The sequence below is a fragment of the Acinetobacter sp. FL genome (genome assembly GCF_040744925.1).
Classification (GTDB): Bacteria; Pseudomonadota; Gammaproteobacteria; order Pseudomonadales; family Moraxellaceae; genus Acinetobacter; species Acinetobacter radioresistens.
Map to the genome: position 1 here is coordinate 911,572 of NZ_CP160437.1, position 20,718 is coordinate 932,289.

Consider the following 20,718-nt stretch of genomic DNA (forward strand, 5'->3'; position numbering starts at 1 on the left):
AATAAGGATATTCAAGGGACGAAACAATGCAGTATTTAAAAAGTACGCCTTTATATTATGGAAAAACCCCTGCACGCGGCGACTTCCTGAAATCAAAGGGGCAGTATGCACTGATACAGGTTATTGATCAGTGGATTACAGAAGCTTTGGAACAGGCCATGCAGAATACTGGCTTTAAGCAGCACTATGCAGCTTTACCATCTCTAGATTTTTTTATCGCTAACCCTCACGAAAAAATGTTTTTGGTGGCTAATCTCATCACCAGTGAAGATAGCTCGGGCCGGCCTTTTCCTATGGTATTAAGTCACTTACTGGAAGTTGAACAACCCTATCAGAATCTACTCCTAGCACCTTATTGTTATAAACCGGTTTTAGTTGACCTATTCCAGAGAAACAGGGTACTAAGAACAATTCATAATAGCGATATCATGCTGAATAAATTGGCAAATCTCCCTGACCAGATTCAGTCATTTACCATAGCTGAAGCACAGGCATTTTATGAAAATCATACGATGCATACATTTGCTCAGTTAATGAAAATTAGTGTATATGAACTGGTACAAAGTATGATTGGTTTAGGTCTGTTATTACAGCCCATTTTGAAAAATGGAACCAGTCGATTAAATAAGATACTGATTCTTCCAATTAATAGCCATATATATTGTTATGAAGTGGCGACCCTATGGGTAAGTATGATCGGGCATTTTTTAAAAAAAGCCCAAACTGAAGTTCTCATTGGTATTTTGCATCAAGAAAAGCCAGTCCTATTATTTGGCTTTCAAGGTGCTGACATATTGGCCCTCAGTGATATTTTTGTTAACAATATGCAGAGTGAACACTGGGTATCATTAGTTCAGGCCCAATGGATTGATCCATATCTGGAGCAGAATGCTGGTTTAGCTACTCTAGAACAGGCTTTATGCCAGCGGCAATTAAGTTTAAATCAAGGCTTAAAACTCTTTCGCCAAACTTTTTTAGATGAATAAATATGCGATCTTATAAAAAATTAAAATATGCTGTAGTCTGTGTTATTGGCTTGGGAGGAGGTTCGCTAGTCTGGGCAGAACCTGTAGTTGTAGAGGGAGTGGTACCAAATGAAGCCAGTAAACAGGCGATTCTGATGAGAATGCAGTCTGTATATGGTGCAAACCAAGTGATTGACAAAATTCAGGTGCGGCCTGTAGCAGCCCCAAATGGCTGGAGTGATTCTGTGGCTCGTGTAATTACGCCAGAACTTAAAAAAGTCAGACAGGGACAGCTGCGCGTACGAGGTACACAAATCGAGCTTAATGGTAAGGTTAGTCATCCGAATGATATTCAACCTACTACTGCAAATTTTCAAATGCTTATACAGCAACCATATCGCTTTAATGCCCAATTATCTGTAAATCAGGCCGAGCAGAAAATTATTGATGATGCTTTAAAAAACCGGATTGTTGAATTTGAATCAGGCAGTGCGGTGTTGACAGCGGCTGGACGTCAGATTCTGGAAGAAATGGCAGTAGCCTTACATAAGGTAGGCGGAAAAAAAGTTAAAATCATTGGTCATACAGACAGTTCGGGGGATGGCAATAAAAACTTTTTACTAAGCCAGGAACGTGCGATGGCTGTACGCAATTATCTTATTGCTAAAAATATTAAAGCAGAAAATCTGAGTACGGAAGGTATGGGTTCAAGCAAACCGGTTGCTGATAATACAACTGCAGAGGGCCGCAAGAAAAATCGTCGTATTGAGTTTGAGGTACTTTAGTACCTCTTAAAAAATAAAGGAAAACTAAAATGGCAATTCCTTATATTGTAATTGGTTGTCCGACCACAGGTGGTGGAAAAGTTATCAGCGGAAATAATACTTTTCTGGTGGAAGGTATTCCAGTAGCGTGTGTAGGAGATAAAGCAACTTGTCCAAAACATAAAACCGTTACTACAATTATATCAGGTGACTCGCACATGCAAGTCATGGGCAAAGCTGTAGCACGTGCAAATGATGTATTGGCATGCGGATGTAAACTATTGCCAAAACAGAATAGCGTAATAGGAGAAAATTAAAGTGCTACAAATTAAACCTAAAACTGCCTAAAGAGTAAAAGAATAAAAATAAATAACTGTGGCAAGATTCACATAATAAGCCCAGAAAATTACAATTAGATCAAACTGGACCGTGTCTTTATCGTTAATAATCATCCTAAGTCTAGGAAAGACTCAAAGTCGGCCCGTTATAAGCGGCGGGTGACAAAGTAATAGCGTTCTTACTAATAAAAACGAGATAAGGAGCCTGCTATGTTACACCTACAATTAAATACTCAGTCTCTGTATGAAAAATTAAACACGGTAACCCAGCTTTTTGAAAATTTTAGTGGAGCCGCACAACCCACTTTATACTATAACCCTACAGGACAGGCCAAGAGATGGGCCGAGCAGATTGCTCTCCTGAATCAGCCCTATATACCTACACCTTGGCTATTTAATACTCATCTACAGCTCTTCTACTTTGATATGATCCGCAAAAAAACTACCCAACTAGAATATGATCATGAAGAACTTCTTACCATGCAAGATGGAGGTACAACCGCGCTTTACTGGTCGGGTTATGATTTACCGGATGATGTACCTACGGTTTTTGTACTGCACACTATAATGGGAACGCCACAAAGTATGCGAGAACTGGTACGTGATCTGCGTTTGATGACAGGATGGAGGGTAGTACTATGTTTACGGCGAGGACATGCTGACTTAAAATTGACTACACCACGTTTAAGTATTGTCGGCTCTACCGATGACTTGCGTGAGCAAATATCTCTTGTGCGGGAACGTTTTAAAAAGTCCTCACTTTATTGTGTTGGCGTGTCGGCAGGAACAGGTCTGCTGGTCCGGTATTTAGGAGAAATGGGCAAGAAATCTGCCTTTAAAGCTGCCTTCGCCTATTGTCCCGGTTATAACTTAAATGAAGTATTTAAAGTTGCACATAAAGCTTACAGTCAATATATGACGCATCAGCTTATTAAAACATTTATTTTAGCTCATCAGGATCAAACCTCTCAGCTTTCAACTTATCAGGCGCTAATATCCGCCAGAGATTTGCATGAATTTCAACTTGCGGTTTATGAGCTGGCAGGGTTTGAAAGCTATGAAGTTTATGAGAAAGCAGCAAACCCAATTTATGTTTTTGATCAGGTAACCAGCCCGCTGATGATGCTCAATTCAGGAGATGATCCGGTCTGCCGCTTGGAAAATGCTCAAGCCTATCTGGATAAAATTTGCGAAAAAGATAATATCATGCTGGTCACTACACCAAAAGGAAGTCACTGTGCCTATTATGAAGGCTGGAAAGCCAGCTCTTGGGCTCATCGCTTAATCGCAGATTTCTTTACACAATTTGGTGATACACAAGACAGAGTATCTGGTCAGCAAACTGTACAGGCAGCTTGATGAAAGAAATAATATTAAAAACTCTCCTGCATATAAGGCTCTAGCTAAGCAGCTTATGCAGGAGAGTTTTTCTATCTAAAACTGAACTTTTAAGTTGATTCTAAATTTGTCTGGTGACTTGCTGTAGATATGCCAGAATCTGATCTTTGTGCTGCTGGAAAGTATCCATTCCAATATTCTCGGTTTCACCATTAAAGGTGATATAAGTGGTTTCACCATCACGGTGGAAGGAATAAGGCATACCTTGGGTAATCAGATAATAATCTTCGTTATCTTCACTAATTTCAGCTTTAGCTGTCATATCCAGGTGATCAGGTTGATGACCAATAAATTCTTTAAATTTTTCATATACATTTCTCATGGCTGACCTCTTCTATATCTAGGATGAGTCATTTCTACTGCTTGAATAACCATTTTGATAACTGGTTAATCAAGAGTCATTATGAAATATTAAGCATCAGGTACAGTATTCTAATTACTATAGGTTTAGGTCTAATCTAGCATCAAAGTATTTTAAAGAAATTGCCAAGTTGTCTAAAAACGTGAAAGTTGATAGCAGTTTTGTAAGAGAATACATCTGGTGTCTATAGCTATGTTCTTTAAACAAAAAACCACCCGAAGGTGGTTTTTTAACTGGTCGTGATTACTCAAGGAATTTGACAGTAACGCCAGAGCGTACTTTTTTACCTAAATCATTAGCATCCCAGTTGGTCAAACGAATACAGCCGTGTGAAGCTGTTTTAGAAATGAGGGATGGATTCGGGGTGCCATGAATACCAAAGGACTTTTTGCTCAAGCCAATCCAGATATTACCTACAGGGCCGTTCGGACCAGGCGGCAATGATAAAGGCTTTTTGTTATTACCCTGAACGAAGTTGCTTGGTGAATAGCTATACCATGGATTCGGTGCTACACCTGTAACTTTATAGGTACCTGCTGGAGAAGGAGTATCCGTACTACCAATAGTTGCCGGGAAAGAAGCAATCATCTGATTACGGCTATTAAACAGATACAGCTGTTTTGCACCTTTATGGGCAACGATTAAGTGAATATCTTCAGGCAAGTCATTACGTACATTTGCTACAATAATTTTCTCACCAGCTTTTTTAAAAGTCGCTTTCGGATTAAGTTTCTTTAAAAAATCTTCATCCATGTGAAACTTTTCGCCCAGCATTTCAGAAACACGTACATAATATAAACCTTTCATTTTGGCCTGTAGCGCGTAGTCTGAAGGTATTGAGCTGGCGTATGGCCCTTTTAGGTCATCTTCCGTAATTGTATATTCAACAAAAGCTGGTTTACCGGCAGTTTTAGCAACTAATGCGTCCCAGGTTTCTTTGGTTAAAACACCTGTAGGTTTTAAACCATTCATTTGCTGAAAAGAGGCAATTGCTTTTAATGTATTTTTACCACTCATACCATCGATTGCACCAGGTGAAGCATGTGCATTATTTAACATGACATGGGCACGGGCATAGACTGGAAATTGGCCCTTGCCAATTGCATCATACCACTCGGCATTATTCAGTCCTTCCAAAGTCCACGAAGCAGTTTTAGCGGCTTGATTTACGTTAGCCGGAGTATTGGTGGTCTTGCTTGCAGCAGAAGGAGCGGTACCAACATCCGCCTTTTTATCTTCAGTACGGGCCAGATTTTGCAAGGTGGTTGAAGCGCGGTCCAGATCACGCTCTTCTTGAGCAGTAATACGGGAATCGGTCGTTGCAGTTTCTGTTTTATTCGCTGGTGTATCTTCACCGACTTCTAGAGGGTCGATTGGATCTTCGACCGTATTTGTTGCGGCAACTTTAGGATTGAGCGGCTGTTCAGCAGTTGGAGCAGCCAGGGCTGTACCAGTAATAATACAGCTTAAACTCATAGCGAGTAATGAGCGAACAAACATGGAAATCAACCTTAAGAATTATTCATATGCTGGGTGTAAATTTAGTTAAGTATTGCAGAAAAATTACGGAGATGCAGTATTTGTTTTGTGTAATTCATACTTTTAAAACTGTTTTTAAGTGATTTTATGAAACTGTATAAACATGGCAAGAAGTTATTCAAAATGCGGCCTTTTTGCTATGATGGCAACAAGACCAAGACCATGTTAGGAAAGTAAATGACGACCCTGAAAAATGATCGTTTTCTCCGTGCCCTGTTACGTGAGCCTGTAGATTCTACGCCAGTATGGATGATGCGTCAGGCAGGTCGCTATTTACCTGAATATCGTGAGACCCGGGCCAAGGCTGGCGATTTTCTGTCTTTATGTAAAAATACCGAGTTTGCCTGTGAGGTAACCCTACAGCCTTTGCGCCGTTATGAACTTGACGCAGCGATTTTATTTTCCGATATTTTAACTGTTCCTGATGCTTTGGGACTAGGGCTGTATTTTGAGGCAGGTGAAGGGCCAAAATTTAAAAAGACAGTACGTACAGAACAGGATGTGGCAAATCTGCCCGCATTTAATGCCAAATCGGATTTAGACTATGTCATGAACGCAGTCAGTGCTATCCGTTCTGCTCTAGGCGGCCAAGTGCCTTTAATCGGTTTTTCGGGAAGCCCATGGACGTTAGCAACTTATATGGTAGAGGGCGGCTCAAGTAAGGATTTTCGTTTTACCAAACAGATGATGTATGCGCAGCCAGAGGTATTACATGCTTTGCTGGATCGTCTGGCAGTAGCAGTCACTGAATATCTAAATGCCCAGATCGACGCTGGGGCACAGGCGGTTCAAATTTTTGATAGCTGGGGCGGGGCTTTAGCACATCGTGAATATCTTGAATTCTCGCTAAATTATATGCAGAAGATTATCACTGGCTTGCAACGTGAAAAAGATGGCCGACGTATTCCGGTGATCTTGTTTACCAAAGGCGGCGGACAATGGCTTGAACAGATGGTTGCAACTGGCGCAGATGCATTTGGACTGGACTGGACCACGCCACTTCATGTAGCACGTCAGACTGTAAATGGCCGGGCTGCGCTACAGGGAAATCTTGATCCGGCGACGCTATACGGTTCAGCAACTACAATTGAGAAAGCCACCAAAGCTATGCTGGATGATGCCTATCTGAATGGTGAAAAAACGGGTTATATTGCAAATCTTGGACATGGAATTACCCAGTGGGTAGACCCAGCACATCCGAAAGTATTTATTGATACTGTACACGAGTACAGTGCTAAATATCTGGGATAATATGTACGGATGATTCTGCTTCTTAAAAACATACTTGAATTTCTTTATAAGGCAGCTTCGGCTGCCTTATTTGGAATTTTATTGCTATTGGCTTTTATGTTGACGGCAAATATGGGAAGTGAGGCTTTCTATGGTTTGTTCCGGTATGACTATCTGCTGTTATATGCCCTGATCATTCAATTTTGTCTGCTGTATTTAAAGCTTGAATCTTGGGCAGAAGCTAAAGTAATAGCCTTGTTTCATGTCATGGCAATGCTGATGGAAATTTTTCTTACCCATCCTGCGATTGCTTCTTGGCAGTATCCACAGCCAGCTGTTTTTAAAATATTGACTGTTCCACTGTTTGCCGGGTTTATGTATTCTGCCGTAGGTAGCTTCTTTGCAAGATCGTTACGATTATATCAAGTCGTCTTTACACATCTGCCAGGCTTTTTACCTATGCTGGTTTTAGCTCTCTTGTCTTATATTAATTTTATGAGCAAGTTTTTCATTCCAGATATTCGTTATCTTCTGTTTTTCTGGAGTATAGCCTTATTCTGGAAAACCCGGGTGTATTTCCAGTTGAGCTATAGCCGTTTTGAACTACCGATGTTGCCAGTTCTTCTGATTTTGGCTTTTATTATCTGGATTGCCGAAAATATCAGTACATTTTATAAAATCTGGTTATATCCGAGCCAAGTCGATGCATGGCATATGGTAGGGTGGGGCAAGCTGGGTTCTTGGTATTTACTGCTACTGTTGAGTTTGGTACTGGTATTAAAAATATTGGGCAACAGAGATGGTCAAGGCCGATGGCAATTAAAAAAAACAGCAGATAAATGAATTGTTATCTTTCTGTTTAACAGTGCATTTTTTTAATTGCGAAGCGCTTCACTTCCGGATAATCTCACTACTGTGTAATAAAATTTACACATGTATAGCGATAACAACACTGCATGAGAATAACTGGAGAATAAGTATGTTAAAAAAACTGATGTTGGCTGCTGTATTAGCGGCAGGTTCAAGTGTAGCAATGGCTGACAATGATGTTGGTTGTGGTGTAGGTAGTCAGGTTTGGCAAGGTCAGAGTGGGATTATTCCTAAACTGTTCGCTGGTACCACAAACGTGATTTTTACCAACCAATGGCTCGGGATTACTTTCGGTACATTAGGTTGTAGCCAAGGCGGTACAGTAACTGCTCAGGTCGTGACTTTTACTAATGAAAATGCCGAGACGCTAGCTCGTGATATGTCTGTAGGCCAAGGTGAAAGCCTGAATGTGCTGGCTGAACTAATGAATATTAAACAGGAAGATAAAGCACGTTTCTTTGCGGTATCTAAACAGAATTTCTCTGAAATTTATTCGGCTGATAACCAGAATACTTTACAGGTACTGGCTTCCCTTCAAACCGTAATGGCAAAAGATGAAGTTCTTAAAGCTTATGTCTAATTAGATATTCAAAAAACCCTGTCTTAAAGACAGGGTTTTTCTTATATAAAGAGAAAAAGATTACTGCATGAAACTTGTTTTTTTGATCCTTGCCCTGACGGTAGCTGGCCTGAGCCATGCAGCAGATACGACACCAGATGTATCCTACTATTTAAATCTTGCTCAACAGAAAAAGCTGGCCCAAGATATCACTTGGCAGCGCTTAATGTATGCCAATACTGCCGGCCATAGTGAGGTGAGCTATAAAGGATATTTTCTTGCGCCAGATGGACAGAAAAATCTGCAACAGGAAATGCAGCAGGATATTCAGGCCCTGTTTCAGGTCGCTGAACCGAATCAATCTGTCCGATGCAAATTTCCCGCCCGTAGCCGCTGGTTAATGCAGCAACTACAAATTTCCGAACACCAGTTGCCTCAAGCCAGCTGTCCTGAATTTGAAAGCTGGATCGGGCAGGTTAAGCCTTATAAGGCTACCCTTATTTATGCTACAGACTTTATGGGCAACCCAAGCTCCATGTTTGGGCACACTCTATTGCGGTTGGACCCTAAAGACCAGAAACAGTTAAATCTGGTCTCTTATGCAGTCAACTATGCAGCTACAGTAAACGGTACAGATAACTGGTCTTTTGCCTGGAAAGGCTTAACTGGCCGGTATCCTGGCGAATATTCCCTCATGCCGTATTACCGTAAGGTAAAAGAGTATGGAGATTTTGAAAGCCGTGATCTATGGGAATATGAACTGGATTTAAATCCAGAAGAAACCCGGTTTATGGTTGAACATATCTGGGAAATGCAGAAAGTGACATTCCCCTATTATTTTGTTAGTGACAACTGTGCTTACCGTTTATTAGGCTTAATTGATCTGGTACGTCCAGAAGCTAATTTACAGGAACAGTTCGGTTATGCTGCGATACCGGTAGAAACCTTGAAAGCAATGGATGAGCAGGGGCTCGTTAAAAACAAAATATATCGTCCGGCTTTAGAAACCCAATTATTGGCACAAGCACGGCAACATGGTAAAACCCTAGCTAAAACTGCTCATCAGGTTGCTTTTTCCGAAACTGAAGAAATGCCTGATCTTGTAAAGGACTATCCAGCGAATGATCAGGCTAAAATCCTGGAAATGGCTTATGATGACCTCTATCTACAATTTTTAAGACGCAAGGTTGATGAAAGTTTTGCCCAGCCACGTTTTCGTCAGCTGTTGGGCCTAAGAAGCCAGATCAATCTGGATAAACAGCGTCAGGAACCTGAACGACCGAAAATTGATCCTACTCAGAGTCATAAAGCACGTAATATTTCAATTAAAACCGGTGAGGTGCAGGGCCAGTCTTTTATAGAACTTGGTCACCGTCAGGCTTATCATGATCTTATTGATCCACAGGGCGGATTTCGCACCGGCACGCAGTTAAATTTCTGGGATGGTTCAATACAGTATCGGAATGACCAGTTAAAATTGGAGCATTTTGATTTTTTATCAGTAAACTCATATAACCCGATTACCCCTTTTAAAACGCCGTTATCATGGGGATTCAATTTTGGTTGGCAACAAGAAAGTGTGGAACAAGATGGACAGTTTAGTGAAGACCGTCAACACGGTGTATTAAACTTTAATGTTCAAGGTGGATATAGCTATGCTGATCAGGCCCGTGAACATTTATGTTATGTACAAGCTCAGACACATTTACAAGCTGGTAAGGCTCTAGATAAAGGATGGCGCATTGGCGCCGGACCAACGTTAGGATGTCAGAATATCTGGACAGAACAAGTGAACAGCTTGGTACAGGTAGCCTTACCCTACTGGGAGGATGCGCACCAATGGCAGTTAAAACTCAACACCCAGTTGCAATATGCCTTTACTCCACAAAATGCTCTGCGTTTGGGTTGGGAATATCAACAGCAGCACCATAAAAACTGGACTAAGACCAGTTTAGGATATATCAGATATTTCTAAATCCAATTAAAAAGACAGGTTTTAGTAGACTACATCTAAAATACCCTGAAGCGCATCATACGATAATTTGTTATATTGGTGGGCCTGTTAAAGGATAATTTAGGCCCTCTGGAATCAATTGTATGAATGAACAATGTATTACCATGCTTGCCGAGCAATGGAAGGATATATGCGGGCAATATTCTGCAACTGATTTAAACTATACTGCCCAATTTATCCAAGATAACTCGTTTTTACTGGTCGATGAGTTTTATAAAAATATGATGCAGGAGAAAGAGGCATCCTATTTTTTATCTGATGAGATTGTACAAAGCCGCCTGAAAACTACATTAAATCAGTGGTTACTCGATTGTTTTAATATGCCGTTTAAACAAAATTATGAAGAAGTTGTACAACGTCAACTGGTGATTGGCAATGTGCATGCGCGTATCGGTATTCCATCTTGGCTAATCATGCGTGGAATACGTGAAATCGAAAAAAAAGTCTTTTCTCTGCAAGCTTCTAGAACCCAGCAGAATATTTATACTGTAACCAACTATATTGTACAGAGCATTGGTTTTGCCTCTGAAATTATGTGCCGTTCCTACGAAGCAAATATTGAAATTAATAATGATATTAAACATACCTACCGTTTATTTTCTGCGATGCAGGATGTATCGATTCAAAAGGATAAACAGCGCAGTTCCTTGTTAGACTGGGAAAATGAGCTGATGTTTAAAGTATTTTCAGACAGTGCTAGCTTTAATCATCTGCTATTGTCCAAATCAGAATTTGGTCTCTGGTTTATTCATAAAGCAGCCTATGCTTTTTCTGGCACAGACCAGGTACAGATTATTATTGATCGCATATATGAGGTAGATAAACTTAATCTGGCGGTACTTGAGAGCCAGGATAAAGCCAATGCGATTGCCCTAATACAGCGGATTCGTGAAAAAAATCGTGAAATACAGCATCTGGTTGATCAGTTATTTCAGGTTTCCGAGTATATCGGCTCGGGTAATGATTCTTTAACCCAGCTACTTAATCGTCGTTATTTAAATACGATTATTAACCGGGAAATTAATTTTTCCCGTAAAAATGGTTCACCCTTAACTTTACTGGCAATTGATGCTGACCATTTTAAAGGAATTAATGACAAGTTTGGTCATGCAGCAGGGGATCTGGCCTTACAGTTTCTGGCTGAAGTTTTACTCGAATGTACCAAAGGCAGTGATTATGCTTTTCGTATAGGGGGTGAGGAGTTTTTGCTGTTATTGGTCGATAGCGACCTGAGCCGGGCTCAAAGCGTTGCTGAAAATATCCGTATGCGGATTGAAGAAACCGTTATACGGTCTACTATGGGTGTCAGCTTTAATTTTACAGTCAGTGTAGGCGCCGTATTATATGATGGGCATCCTGATTACCAACGCTTTTTAGATGCCGCAGATTCGGCTTTATATGCGGCTAAAAACAATGGTCGAAACAATGTATATATGGGATAAATAACGGCATTACCTATACAGCAAGAGATAAAAAAAGCCCTGCGTTTGCAAGGCTTTTTAATTTTAAGCTTAGTAACTTTCAGGCACAGCACTCAAGAATTCACGGCGAGCTTCTTTATCTGTTTTAAAGTCACCTATAAAAGAAACTGTGCGTGTAGTAGATTCCTGTTTACCTACGCCACGCATCATCATACACATATGTGCAGAGTCAATCATGACCGCAACACCTCGTGCTTGAGTCACTTCTGCTACTGCTTCAGCAATTTGTTGGGTCAAATTTTCCTGAATCTGTAAACGACGGGCAAACATTTCAGTAATGCGGGCGAATTTGGACAGACCCAAAACGTTACCTTCTGGCAAATAAGCAATATGTACACGGCCATAAAATGGCAGAAGATGGTGCTCACAGAGTGAATAAAATTCGATATTTTTAACCAGTACCATTTCACGGTTATCCGAAGGGAAAACCGCATTATTGGTCACTTCTTCCAGTGTCTTGCTATAACCTGACGTGAGGTATGAGAACGCTTTGGCAGCACGCATCGGCGTATCTTTAAGACCGGGACGATTCAGGTCTTCACCAACGGCGGTTAGGATATTTGCGTAGGATTGCTGCATAGACATAAGGCGTGTTCACTTACACTGGTTGAACAAGGGCGACATTGTAACAGAAAACTATCAAAAGTCTGAGAGTTAATAAGCATGCCAATTACTGTTTAAATTTCAGATTTTTTTCAGCACGCTTAAGTAGTACCAACACTGCGCCTGTACCGCCCTGATTTTCAGGTGCACTGACAAAGGCCAGTACATCACGGTGCTGACGCAACCAGCCATTTACATAGGTTTTAAGCACAGCTTCTGGACCTTTACCATGCACTATTTTGATGACATTCTGATTTTCATCTTTTGCCATCTGAATAATTTGCAAAACTGCTTCACGTGCTTCTTCTACCGTGCAGCCATGGAGGTCGACCGCTTCAAACCAGCGTAAATTTCCCGCTTTTAAGTCTTCAAATACCTTATGTTGCAAGGTCGCGATACGATAGCTCAGTTTAGACTGGCTTCCAACCGGATTTAATACAGCTTGGGTATCTGAGAGTTCAGCCAGCTCAACTTCACGCGGCCCCTCAGCAGCTGCACGTTTAGCCAAGATCTGGGCATTGGGTTTAAACTTTCGTGTTTTTTCCACCTGAGCAATATTACTACCCTGCAGAGGTTGTACACCCTGCAAGGCTTTTTTAAACAGATCCAAGTCTTCACCAGAGTCTTTGTCATCCCGGGCTGATTGAACTTCAGTCTGCTTCGCTTCAGGTGAAGACTGAGGAATAGAAATCTGCTTTCTAAACTGTTTCAGCAGGTTTTGCTGGTCTTTAGAAAGTGTAGAGTCTTTTTTACTCATAAGATAAGGTTTCAACTCTCTGTGGCTGACCGAACAGGGCTGTGAAAGCCTGATCAGGATATGGCTGCTTCATAAAACTCTCCCCAACCAGAAATGCATGAATATCATGTTCCTGCATTAGCCGTACATCATCCGGACTGGCAATACCGCTTTCTGTGACTAAAAGTCGAGAAGGGTCGAGTAGTTTCTTTAAACGTAATGATGTATTGAGGTCAACCTCAAAGGTTTTCAAGTTACGGTTATTTACGCCAAGCAAACAACGGTTTGAAAGCTGTAAAGCACGTTCCAGTTCATATTCATCATGTACTTCTACCAGTACATCCATTCCCTGTTCAAAAGCGGTTTGAGACATTTCTTCAAGTTGCTGGTCAGATAATGAAGCAACAATCAGTAAAATACAGTCAGCATGAAGAGCACGAGCTTCAATAACATTGTAGGGATCAATCAGAAAGTCTTTACGTAATGCGGGCAGGCCACAGTGCGTGCGCGCAATCTGGATGTTTTCATCAGCACCCTGGAAAAAGTCGACATCAGTTAGTACTGAAAGGCAGGCTGCACCTGCTTGTTCATACTGCCGGGCGATTTCTGCAGGATTAAAATTTTCACGAATAATTCCTTTAGACGGAGAAGCTTTCTTGATCTCTGCAATTACACCAGGATACTTGCATGACAATGCCTGCACAAAACTACGCACAGGTGTCGCGGCCTGTGCCAGTTCTTCTATATCTTTTAAACCGCGCTGTTTTAAACGCGCAGCCAGTTCTTCAGTTTTACGGTCAACAATTTTACCAAGAATTGTGTTTGCAATATCTATCATGACTATTTATTCCTGACCATTATACTTCGTACTGTTTCAAGGTTTTAGTAAATTCTGATAATACGCTCATTTTTTCAAGTGCCTGACCACCATAAATAATGTCATGCGCTAAAGCGACACCCTGTTTATAACTTTGGCTCAACCCGGAAACATACAGTCCCGCACCTGCATTTAGAGCAATCATCTGGGCAGCTTTTTCACCTACCGGTGTTTTCTTTTTGCCTAATGCGTTTTTAATTAACGCTAGACTTTCATCAGAACTGTTTACCACAAGACCAGTCAATGTCTGAGATTCTATCCCCACATCTTCAGGATTCAGTATCCATTCGGTAACTTCACCATTCTTCAGTTCAGCGACTGTAGTTGGTGCTGCAAGACTGATTTCATCCAGGCCATCTTTGGAATGTACCACCATGACATGCTCGGCACCTAATTGGTTCATTACTTCTGCAATTGGGCTGCAAAGTTCATCAGAAAATACCCCAATTACAAAACGTTTGACGCCGGCCGGATTCGTAAGCGGGCCAAGCAAGTTGAAAATACTGCGAATACCCAGTTCTTTACGTGGGCCTACTGCATATTTCATGGCTTTATGATGGTTAGGTGCAAACAGGAAACCTATTCCCATTTCACGGATACAGCGCTCAGTTTGCTGCATGTTCAGATCAAGATTGATCTCTGCTTTTTCAAGCAGGTCGGAAGAACCAGACTTACTTGATACACCGCGGTTGCCATGCTTGGCGATTGTAGCGCCCGCTGCTGCAATAACAAATGTAGATGCAGTAGATACATTAAACAGATTCTGACCATCTCCACCTGTACCCACAATATCAATCAGATAAGGGAGATCACTTACATCAATCTTAATAGCAAACTCACGCATAACTCGTGCGGCAGCAGTAATTTCATCAATACTTTCACCTTTCATGCGCAAACCCATCATCAGTGCACCAATTTGGGCCTCTGTTGTACTGCCTTGCATAATGCTACGCATGACTTCTTCCATTTGCGGCTGAGTCAGATGAATATTTTTTGTAATATGATTAAGAGCTTGTTGAATGTTCATATAAATCACTTAAGCGTAAATTTCTAAAAAGTTCTGGAAAATTTTATGGCCATGCTGACTCAAGATTGATTCAGGATGAAACTGCACACCTTCTACTGGTAATGTCTTATGTTTTACACCCATGATCTCTTCCATCGAGCCATCTGCTTCATTCGTCCAGCAATTTACTTCCAGGCAGTCTGGTAAACTCGCTTGATCAATCACCAGAGAGTGATAACGAGTTGCCGAAAAGGGTGAAGGTAAATGACTGAAAATTCCAGTATCATTGTGATACATGTCAGATAGACGGCCATGCATGACGGTTTTTGCCCGTATAATTTTTCCACCAAATGCCTGTCCAATACTTTGATGCCCCAAACACACACCGAGTAAGGGAATTTTACCGGCAAAATGCTGGATGGCTGGAATAGAAATACCAGCTTCTGTTGGAGAACAGGGACCAGGACCGATCACAAGATACTTGGGTTGCCATCGCTCAATATCATCCAATGTGACACTATCATTGCGAACGACTTTAACTTCTTGATTTAACTCGCCAAAATACTGGACGATGTTATAAGTAAAGCTGTCGTAATTGTCGATCATTAGAAGCATGAGCTTTTAACCTTTTGAAATGTATACACCTATGTGTCTTTAATTCGGATGAACTCTAAGAAAATATTTGACTAAAAACAGGAAATCCAGATTTAGAAATAAATGCAAAAAGAAAAATTAGAGCGAACAATATCATAGCAAAAAATCATGAATTGCTGCTGAACTATTTCTATTATGGTGTTGAGGCTTATACTTAATATTAAAAAATCTGGCAAATTCTCTTAAATCAACAATTAAGGATGGCCTAAGACTTAAAAAAATCATGCATAGGAGGAATATAAAATAGTGAGTAACTGAGCTACAGCTACTATGAATTAAAAATAAATAGTAACTGTTGAAAGCTGGCTATCATCAAAACTTTTGAGCTAAATTCTCGATAGAAATTAAAAAATAAATAATTTATTAAATTTAGAATATCTATTAGAGCTCCTTAAAAATAAAATCATACAAAAATAACTAAACACAGTCTTAACTTCTAAAAAAATGCACTATTTTGGTTCAATAATTCTATTATTCTGAATAAAGTAATTTAAGAATGATTGATGATAGTGCAATTCAATCTGCACACAGTATAATACCCGCATAGCTAAGGTTTTTTTAATCTTCACACTATTAAGAAATTCAAAGCATTAGCTTAGTATTCTAAAGTTGGTATGGGAATTGCTTTATATTGAGCAACTACTAACATGCACTCGATAAGTGCAACAAAATTTCATCGGAGCAAAATGAGCATGGCGAACAAGGTCCTTCAACTCATAGAAGAAAGTGGCGCAAAATGGGTCGATTTTCGCTTTACTGATACCAAAGGCAAGGAACAGCATGTTACTTACCCGGCAGACAGTATTGATGAAGATACATTTGAAGATGGCAAAATGTTTGATGGTTCTTCAATCGCTGGCTGGAAAGGGATTGAAGCATCAGACATGATTTTACGTCCAGATGCAGAAACTGGCTTTATCGACCCGTTCTTTGCAGAGCCAACAGTTGTAGTAACTTGTGATGTGATTGAACCATCAACTGGACAAGGCTATGAACGTGATCCACGCTCCATTGCTCGTCGCGCAGAAGAATATTTAAAATCTACCGGTATCGGAGATACTGCATTCTTTGGCCCTGAACCAGAATTCTTCGTATTTGACGAAGTAAAATGGGACATCGATATGTCTGGTGCACGCCATACATTGATCGCTGAAGAAGCTGCCTGGTCTACAGGTAAGGATTATGAAGCAGGTAACTCTGGCCATCGTCCACGTGTAAAAGGTGGTTACTTCCCAGTTCCGCCAGTAGATTCTTCACAGGATATGCGTGCAGATATGTGTGCAAAAATTGAAGATATCATGGGACCAGGCCGTGTAGAAGTACATCACCATGAAGTTGCATCATGCCAGTTAGAAATTGGTGTGAGCTTCAATACCATGGTGCGCAAAGCAGATGAAGTTCAACAGTTCAAATACGCAGTTTGGAATGTTGCACATCAGTATGCAAAAACTGCTACTTTCATGCCTAAACCAATGGTAGGTGACAACGGTTCAGGTATGCATGTGCATATGTCGATCTCCAAAGATGGCAAAAACCTGTTCGCTGGTGATGAATATGCAGGCCTTTCAGAAATGGCATTGTATTTCATCGGTGGTGTAATTAAGCATGCTCGTGCACTGAATGCAATCACTAACCCTTCTACAAACTCGTACAAGCGTTTAGTGCCTCACTTTGAAGCACCAATTATGCTGGCTTACTCAGCACGTAACCGCTCTGCTTCTATCCGTATTCCTTACGTGTCTAGCCCTAAAGGCAAGCGTATTGAAGCACGTTTCCCAGATCCAATGATGAACCCGTACCTGGGTTTTGCAGCATTGTTGATGGCAGGCCTTGATGGTATTCAGAATAAAATCCATCCGGGTGAAGCGGCTGACAAGAACCTGTATGATCTTCCTCCTGAAGAAGAAGCAAAAATTCCTACAGTTGCCCATAGCCTCGATATGGCTCTTGAAGCACTGAAAGAAGATCACGAATTCCTGCTAAAAGGTGGCGTGTTTACTAAAGATATGTTAGATGCATATATCGAACTTAAAACTGAAGATGTACGTCGTCTTAATACGACTACTCACCCAGTTGAGTTTGATATGTACTACAGCCTGTAATTCTATTCTGAATTTCACTGTAAAAAGACCCGCCTTTGTGCGGGTTTTTTTGTATGATGCTGTAATTGATAAACGATATGATGTTATGGCACCACGCAAAAAACATACTGGATTTTTTCCATGGATTGATCCTCAGGATCACAATAAAGGTTTTAAACTGAATTTTTCTGAAGTGACTTATATAGAAATAGGACGTACACCTGAAGGTTATAAACAGGCAGAATTTGTTGCACTGCGACATCCTGAATTCGCTCTGGACTATGATTATCCACAAAGTTTTTATCTCACTACCGAGGGCTTGATCTTAAAGAAATTACCGAGCGGGACATATGTAGTTATTGCTAAAACAGATAATGGTTAATTGTGAAGTTGGGAAAGTTGTGAGTTTAAAATATAAAAACAAGCATGCTGAGCAGATTCCTGCAGCATTAAAAATGTGGTTATATGCATCAGGTTCCTTAACCCGACAGTTAACCGATCTGGCTGGCGGACAGTTTAGGGTCGAGACGCTTAATGAATATTTTCAACGCCCTAACTTTGCTGACAGCCAGTGGATGAAAATGCCAGCTCAGCATACTTCCTGGGTACGTGATACTTATCTATATGGCTGTGAGACACAGCCGTGGGTCAAGGCGAAAAGTATCTTTCCGATACTGAGCCTGCAAGGACGGGCACGTTTATTTCAACACATTGGTCAAAAGCCAATTGGACATTTTTTATTTCAGCGTACCCAGCCCGCCTGTGAGCGGCGTGTAGTTTATCTGGAAGAGGGTTGGACCCGTCAGAGCTGCTATACTTGGCATGGCTGCAAATTTATTGTCCAGGAGACATTCCTGCCAGCTTTTGAGTATTTTATTCAGCAATAACCTCGTTAAGGACAGTCATGGCAACTGTGCATCAGATTACTTGGCGTGAGCGCCTGGAAGCTTATTACTATTTATGCCGTTTTGATAAACCGATTGGCACCGAACTGGTTTTCTGGCCAACCATGTGGGCACTCTGGATAGCGTCAAAAGGTATACCGGACCTAAAAATTCTCTTTATTATGACTTTAGGCGTAATTTTTATGCGTGCTGCCGGTTGTGCTATTAATGACTTTGCTGACCGGAAGGTCGATGCACATGTAGAACGTACCAAATCCCGGCCTTTGGCGACTGGTATAATTAGTGCTAAAGAAGCGGTTTTAGTATTTCTGGTTCTGGTTGCTGCCAGCGCGTGTCTGTTATTTTTCCTCCCTGTTCAAGCTTTTTACTGGTCATTTGGCGCTTTATTGCTTGCATTCATATATCCTTTCATGAAGCGCTATACTCATTTACCACAAGTCTTTTTAGGTGCAGCTTTTTCTTGGTCTATTCCAATGGCCTATACCGCAGTGGGCCAGACACCAGATTTAATCTGCTGGCTGCTTTATTTTGGAAATCTGTGCTGGACTGTTGCCTATGATACACAGTATGCCATTACTGACCGTGAATATGATTTAAAGATTGGTGTAAAATCTACAGCCATCCTTTTTGGTCGTTATGACATTCAAATTATCGTACTTTTACAGTTATGCAGCCTTATTCTAATTGGTACAGCACTGTATTTAGAAAATATTTTATTTCCATGGTCGATGACCGCTTTAGTTGTGGTTGTATTCGATTTTATATATCAAACAATTAAAACCAAGGACCGCAATCCCCAAATATGTTTTTGGGCATTCCGTCATAATCGTTGGGTTGGATTCATAATTTTTCTGGGAATATTTTTAAATTTTATATCATAAAAACAGTACTCAGGTTGAAAAGTGTTCTATGCAGGACACTTTTTTTGTGTCTTAATATTTGTGCATAAATTTATGCAGAATAAATAATTGATAAAAAGGATATTTTATGAGACGTTCAAGAATTGCTTTAACTATAACAAGTTTAGTTTCGGCTTTATTTCTTACAGCCTGTAATGATGAGAATGACGATTATAGAGGGGTAAATCCGGATCAGACATTTATTTCTGAAAAGCCTTATTCTAAAGATAGCTTGAGTGGCGCTTCATCTATAAAAATCATGTCCTATAATATGGTCAATGTACAAGGAAAAACAGCGGAAGCCACTGCGCTAGTAATGTTCCCTAAAGTTACTCAACCTAAGGATGGTTATCGAGTAGTGGTTTGGGAACACGGTACTGTAGGCGTAGGGGATAGCTGTGCACCAAGCAATAATACTATTAATCCACGCTTCAAAATTTTAGCTGATACATTATTGGCAGCTGGTTATGTCGTGATTGCTCCAGACTATGAAGGTTTAGGTACTCGAGGAATCCATCCATACCTTAATTTGGGAAGTGAAGCTAAATCTGCAATTGCAGCAGTGAAAGCTGCTAAAGATCAGTACGGCAGTCAGTTGAATAGTTCATGGATGTCGATTGGGCAATCTCAAGGTGGGCATGCCTCATTAGGAACAGCTGAGTTTGCTAATAACGACAGTAACTATAAAGGAGCGGTTGCAGCAGCACCAGCTTCCAGCCTTGGCTATATTATTTCTGTAGTTGCACCACAGGCAATTCAAGATATTCTTGGAAGAGAACAGGCGGGTACTACGCCTGTTGGCACAGCTGTAGAAGTATATGCCGAGCTACTTGCATATGCTGCATATACCACAGTGGGTATTACTGCTTATGAACCTAAATTTAATTATCGTGAAATCTTCCAGCAACGTTCTCAAAGTATAGCCGAGTTTGCAGAAGGCACTACGGGCGAAAATGGAATGTGTTTAACTGATTTGCATAACAAATTTGCAGATGATATCCGTGATTTTCTTGCGACTAATGCTGGTAAAACAGTTATGGACTATCCTGGTCTCGCTGGTAATTTCCAAGAGAATCCAACGGTGAAGAAATTCTTGGCTGATAATCAGCCTGCTACTAAAAAAATTAATTCACCTGTTATGATTGTTCAGGGAACTGCTGATATGGCCGTACCATATCCTGTTACTAATACCTTACAAGAGGGACTTAAAAAAATGGGAACTGATGTGACATTTGTCCCTGTTAACGGAGCCGCTCATACTCAGGCGATTGTATGTAGAAATGCTGAAATTTATCAATTTGTACAATCTAAGATGCCAGCTAGAACCAATATAGTGCTTGATCCATCAGTAATAGATGCAAGTAAAAATGTTGAATGTACTGGAGTAGCCCAATAATTTTTTGTATTTAAAAGATTCAAATTAAAAGGGTCTTAAAGA

General features: G+C 40.7%; 21 protein-coding genes. 14 read left to right on the forward strand and 7 right to left on the reverse strand.

The window, feature by feature from the left end; all coding sequences use genetic code 11:
• Nucleotides 1-26 precede the first annotated feature (26 nt).
• The 4 genes from tagF (at nucleotide 27) to ABZP31_RS04165 (ending at nucleotide 3,426) form a co-directional block, all read left to right on the forward strand.
• Nucleotides 27-986 carry a type VI secretion system-associated protein TagF gene (gene tagF, locus ABZP31_RS04150; RefSeq protein ID WP_005015160.1) on the forward strand — a complete coding sequence of 320 codons (960 nt, stop codon included), beginning with the start codon at nucleotides 27-29 and terminating at the stop codon, nucleotides 984-986.
• Between the two features lie 2 nt (nucleotides 987-988).
• A complete protein-coding gene (locus ABZP31_RS04155) occupies nucleotides 989-1,750 on the forward strand; it encodes an OmpA family protein (RefSeq protein WP_005025194.1) in 762 nt (253 codons plus the stop codon).
• Nucleotides 1,751-1,779: 29 nt separating this feature from the next.
• A complete protein-coding gene (locus tag ABZP31_RS04160; protein WP_005025196.1) occupies nucleotides 1,780-2,046 on the forward strand; it encodes a PAAR domain-containing protein in 267 nt (88 codons plus the stop codon).
• 231 nt (nucleotides 2,047-2,277) lie between these two features.
• Nucleotides 2,278-3,426 (forward strand): alpha/beta fold hydrolase, encoded by a 1,149-nt coding sequence (locus ABZP31_RS04165; RefSeq protein WP_248135474.1) that lies wholly within the window; start codon nucleotides 2,278-2,280, stop codon nucleotides 3,424-3,426.
• A 100-nt stretch (nucleotides 3,427-3,526) separates the two neighbouring features.
• Here the strand turns inward: ABZP31_RS04165 and ABZP31_RS04170 are convergent, their stop codons facing one another.
• On the reverse strand, nucleotides 3,527-3,787 hold the full coding sequence (locus ABZP31_RS04170; protein WP_005025201.1) for a hypothetical protein: 261 nt from the start codon (nucleotides 3,785-3,787) through the stop codon (nucleotides 3,527-3,529).
• Between the two features lie 282 nt (nucleotides 3,788-4,069).
• The gene (locus ABZP31_RS04175) at nucleotides 4,070-5,326 is read right to left on the reverse strand and encodes a L,D-transpeptidase (RefSeq protein ID WP_005025203.1); all 1,257 of its coding nucleotides are present in this window, start codon (nucleotides 5,324-5,326) and stop codon (nucleotides 4,070-4,072) included.
• Between the two features lie 216 nt (nucleotides 5,327-5,542).
• Here ABZP31_RS04175 and hemE point away from each other — a divergent pair, with 216 nt between their 5' ends.
• The 5 genes from hemE (at nucleotide 5,543) to ABZP31_RS04200 (ending at nucleotide 11,480) form a co-directional block, all read left to right on the forward strand.
• On the forward strand, nucleotides 5,543-6,616 hold the full coding sequence (hemE, locus tag ABZP31_RS04180) for a uroporphyrinogen decarboxylase (protein ID WP_005015145.1): 1,074 nt from the start codon (nucleotides 5,543-5,545) through the stop codon (nucleotides 6,614-6,616).
• Nucleotides 6,617-6,625: 9 nt separating this feature from the next.
• The gene (locus tag ABZP31_RS04185; RefSeq protein WP_265769177.1) at nucleotides 6,626-7,438 is read left to right on the forward strand and encodes a DUF817 family protein; all 813 of its coding nucleotides are present in this window, start codon (nucleotides 6,626-6,628) and stop codon (nucleotides 7,436-7,438) included.
• 136 nt (nucleotides 7,439-7,574) lie between these two features.
• A complete protein-coding gene (locus ABZP31_RS04190; RefSeq protein WP_005015141.1) occupies nucleotides 7,575-8,045 on the forward strand; it encodes a DUF3015 family protein in 471 nt (156 codons plus the stop codon).
• A gap of 67 nt (nucleotides 8,046-8,112) precedes the next feature.
• Nucleotides 8,113-9,999 carry a DUF4105 domain-containing protein gene (locus ABZP31_RS04195; protein ID WP_367156917.1) on the forward strand — a complete coding sequence of 629 codons (1,887 nt, stop codon included), beginning with the start codon at nucleotides 8,113-8,115 and terminating at the stop codon, nucleotides 9,997-9,999.
• 122 nt (nucleotides 10,000-10,121) lie between these two features.
• Nucleotides 10,122-11,480 (forward strand): diguanylate cyclase, encoded by a 1,359-nt coding sequence (locus ABZP31_RS04200; protein ID WP_106438616.1) that lies wholly within the window; start codon nucleotides 10,122-10,124, stop codon nucleotides 11,478-11,480.
• Nucleotides 11,481-11,549: 69 nt separating this feature from the next.
• On the opposite strand, the gene folE is transcribed toward ABZP31_RS04200, so the two are convergent.
• The 5 genes from folE to ABZP31_RS04225 form a co-directional block, all read right to left on the reverse strand.
• A complete protein-coding gene (gene folE / locus ABZP31_RS04205; protein ID WP_171053875.1) occupies nucleotides 11,550-12,098 on the reverse strand; it encodes a GTP cyclohydrolase I FolE in 549 nt (182 codons plus the stop codon).
• A gap of 91 nt (nucleotides 12,099-12,189) precedes the next feature.
• Nucleotides 12,190-12,879, reverse strand: a complete 690-nt coding sequence (locus ABZP31_RS04210) for a Smr/MutS family protein (protein WP_005015133.1) — start codon at nucleotides 12,877-12,879, stop codon at nucleotides 12,190-12,192.
• The gene (gene trpC / locus ABZP31_RS04215; protein ID WP_367156918.1) at nucleotides 12,872-13,696 is read right to left on the reverse strand and encodes an indole-3-glycerol phosphate synthase TrpC; all 825 of its coding nucleotides are present in this window, start codon (nucleotides 13,694-13,696) and stop codon (nucleotides 12,872-12,874) included. The genes ABZP31_RS04210 and trpC overlap by 8 nt, the downstream gene beginning before the upstream one ends.
• A 19-nt stretch (nucleotides 13,697-13,715) precedes the next feature.
• A complete protein-coding gene (gene trpD, locus ABZP31_RS04220; RefSeq protein ID WP_034686150.1) occupies nucleotides 13,716-14,762 on the reverse strand; it encodes an anthranilate phosphoribosyltransferase in 1,047 nt (348 codons plus the stop codon).
• Nucleotides 14,763-14,771: 9 nt separating this feature from the next.
• Entirely contained in the window at nucleotides 14,772-15,356 is a 585-nt protein-coding gene (locus tag ABZP31_RS04225; protein ID WP_034686151.1) for an aminodeoxychorismate/anthranilate synthase component II, read from the reverse strand.
• A gap of 725 nt (nucleotides 15,357-16,081) precedes the next feature.
• Between ABZP31_RS04225 and glnA the strand changes: the two genes are divergently transcribed.
• The 5 genes from glnA to ABZP31_RS04250 all read left to right on the forward strand — a co-directional run bounded on the left by glnA (nucleotide 16,082) and on the right by ABZP31_RS04250 (nucleotide 20,676).
• Complete coding sequence (gene glnA / locus ABZP31_RS04230) at nucleotides 16,082-17,497, forward strand: type I glutamate--ammonia ligase (protein WP_005404245.1); 1,416 nt, start codon at nucleotides 16,082-16,084, stop codon at nucleotides 17,495-17,497.
• An 85-nt stretch (nucleotides 17,498-17,582) separates the two neighbouring features.
• A complete protein-coding gene (locus tag ABZP31_RS04235; RefSeq protein WP_034686240.1) occupies nucleotides 17,583-17,858 on the forward strand; it encodes a hypothetical protein in 276 nt (91 codons plus the stop codon).
• Nucleotides 17,851-18,363, forward strand: a complete 513-nt coding sequence (locus tag ABZP31_RS04240; RefSeq protein WP_034686229.1) for a chorismate lyase — start codon at nucleotides 17,851-17,853, stop codon at nucleotides 18,361-18,363. Before ABZP31_RS04235 ends, ABZP31_RS04240 begins: the two co-directional genes overlap by 8 nt.
• 17 nt (nucleotides 18,364-18,380) lie before the next feature.
• Nucleotides 18,381-19,262 (forward strand): 4-hydroxybenzoate octaprenyltransferase, encoded by an 882-nt coding sequence (gene ubiA, locus ABZP31_RS04245; RefSeq protein WP_034686233.1) that lies wholly within the window; start codon nucleotides 18,381-18,383, stop codon nucleotides 19,260-19,262.
• 106 nt (nucleotides 19,263-19,368) lie between these two features.
• Complete coding sequence (locus ABZP31_RS04250; RefSeq protein ID WP_005406046.1) at nucleotides 19,369-20,676, forward strand: lipase family protein; 1,308 nt, start codon at nucleotides 19,369-19,371, stop codon at nucleotides 20,674-20,676.
• Nucleotides 20,677-20,718: the final 42 nt, after the last annotated feature.

Bases quoted from the DNA above. Each gene is read 5' to 3' on its own strand.
- ABZP31_RS04225 (WP_034686151.1), bottom strand. From the start codon at position 15,356: ATGCTTCTAATGATCGACAATTACGACAGCTTTACTTATAACATCGTC.
- glnA (WP_005404245.1), top strand. From the start codon at position 16,082: ATGAGCATGGCGAACAAGGTCCTTCAACTCATAGAAGAAAGTGGCGCA.
- trpC (WP_367156918.1), bottom strand. From the start codon at position 13,696: ATGATAGATATTGCAAACACAATTCTTGGTAAAATTGTTGACCGTAAA.
- ABZP31_RS04160 (WP_005025196.1), top strand. From the start codon at position 1,780: ATGGCAATTCCTTATATTGTAATTGGTTGTCCGACCACAGGTGGTGGA.
- ABZP31_RS04195 (WP_367156917.1), top strand. From the start codon at position 8,113: ATGAAACTTGTTTTTTTGATCCTTGCCCTGACGGTAGCTGGCCTGAGC.
- ubiA (WP_034686233.1), top strand. From the start codon at position 18,381: ATGGCAACTGTGCATCAGATTACTTGGCGTGAGCGCCTGGAAGCTTAT.
- trpD (WP_034686150.1), bottom strand. From the start codon at position 14,762: ATGAACATTCAACAAGCTCTTAATCATATTACAAAAAATATTCATCTG.
- ABZP31_RS04190 (WP_005015141.1), top strand. From the start codon at position 7,575: ATGTTAAAAAAACTGATGTTGGCTGCTGTATTAGCGGCAGGTTCAAGT.
- ABZP31_RS04200 (WP_106438616.1), top strand. From the start codon at position 10,122: ATGAATGAACAATGTATTACCATGCTTGCCGAGCAATGGAAGGATATA.
- ABZP31_RS04240 (WP_034686229.1), top strand. From the start codon at position 17,851: ATGGTTAATTGTGAAGTTGGGAAAGTTGTGAGTTTAAAATATAAAAAC.
- tagF (WP_005015160.1), top strand. From the start codon at position 27: ATGCAGTATTTAAAAAGTACGCCTTTATATTATGGAAAAACCCCTGCA.
- ABZP31_RS04175 (WP_005025203.1), bottom strand. From the start codon at position 5,326: ATGTTTGTTCGCTCATTACTCGCTATGAGTTTAAGCTGTATTATTACT.
- hemE (WP_005015145.1), top strand. From the start codon at position 5,543: ATGACGACCCTGAAAAATGATCGTTTTCTCCGTGCCCTGTTACGTGAG.
- ABZP31_RS04155 (WP_005025194.1), top strand. From the start codon at position 989: ATGCGATCTTATAAAAAATTAAAATATGCTGTAGTCTGTGTTATTGGC.
- ABZP31_RS04185 (WP_265769177.1), top strand. From the start codon at position 6,626: ATGATTCTGCTTCTTAAAAACATACTTGAATTTCTTTATAAGGCAGCT.
- ABZP31_RS04235 (WP_034686240.1), top strand. From the start codon at position 17,583: ATGGCACCACGCAAAAAACATACTGGATTTTTTCCATGGATTGATCCT.
- folE (WP_171053875.1), bottom strand. From the start codon at position 12,098: ATGCAGCAATCCTACGCAAATATCCTAACCGCCGTTGGTGAAGACCTG.
- ABZP31_RS04210 (WP_005015133.1), bottom strand. From the start codon at position 12,879: ATGAGTAAAAAAGACTCTACACTTTCTAAAGACCAGCAAAACCTGCTG.
- ABZP31_RS04170 (WP_005025201.1), bottom strand. From the start codon at position 3,787: ATGAGAAATGTATATGAAAAATTTAAAGAATTTATTGGTCATCAACCT.
- ABZP31_RS04250 (WP_005406046.1), top strand. From the start codon at position 19,369: ATGAGACGTTCAAGAATTGCTTTAACTATAACAAGTTTAGTTTCGGCT.
- ABZP31_RS04165 (WP_248135474.1), top strand. From the start codon at position 2,278: ATGTTACACCTACAATTAAATACTCAGTCTCTGTATGAAAAATTAAAC.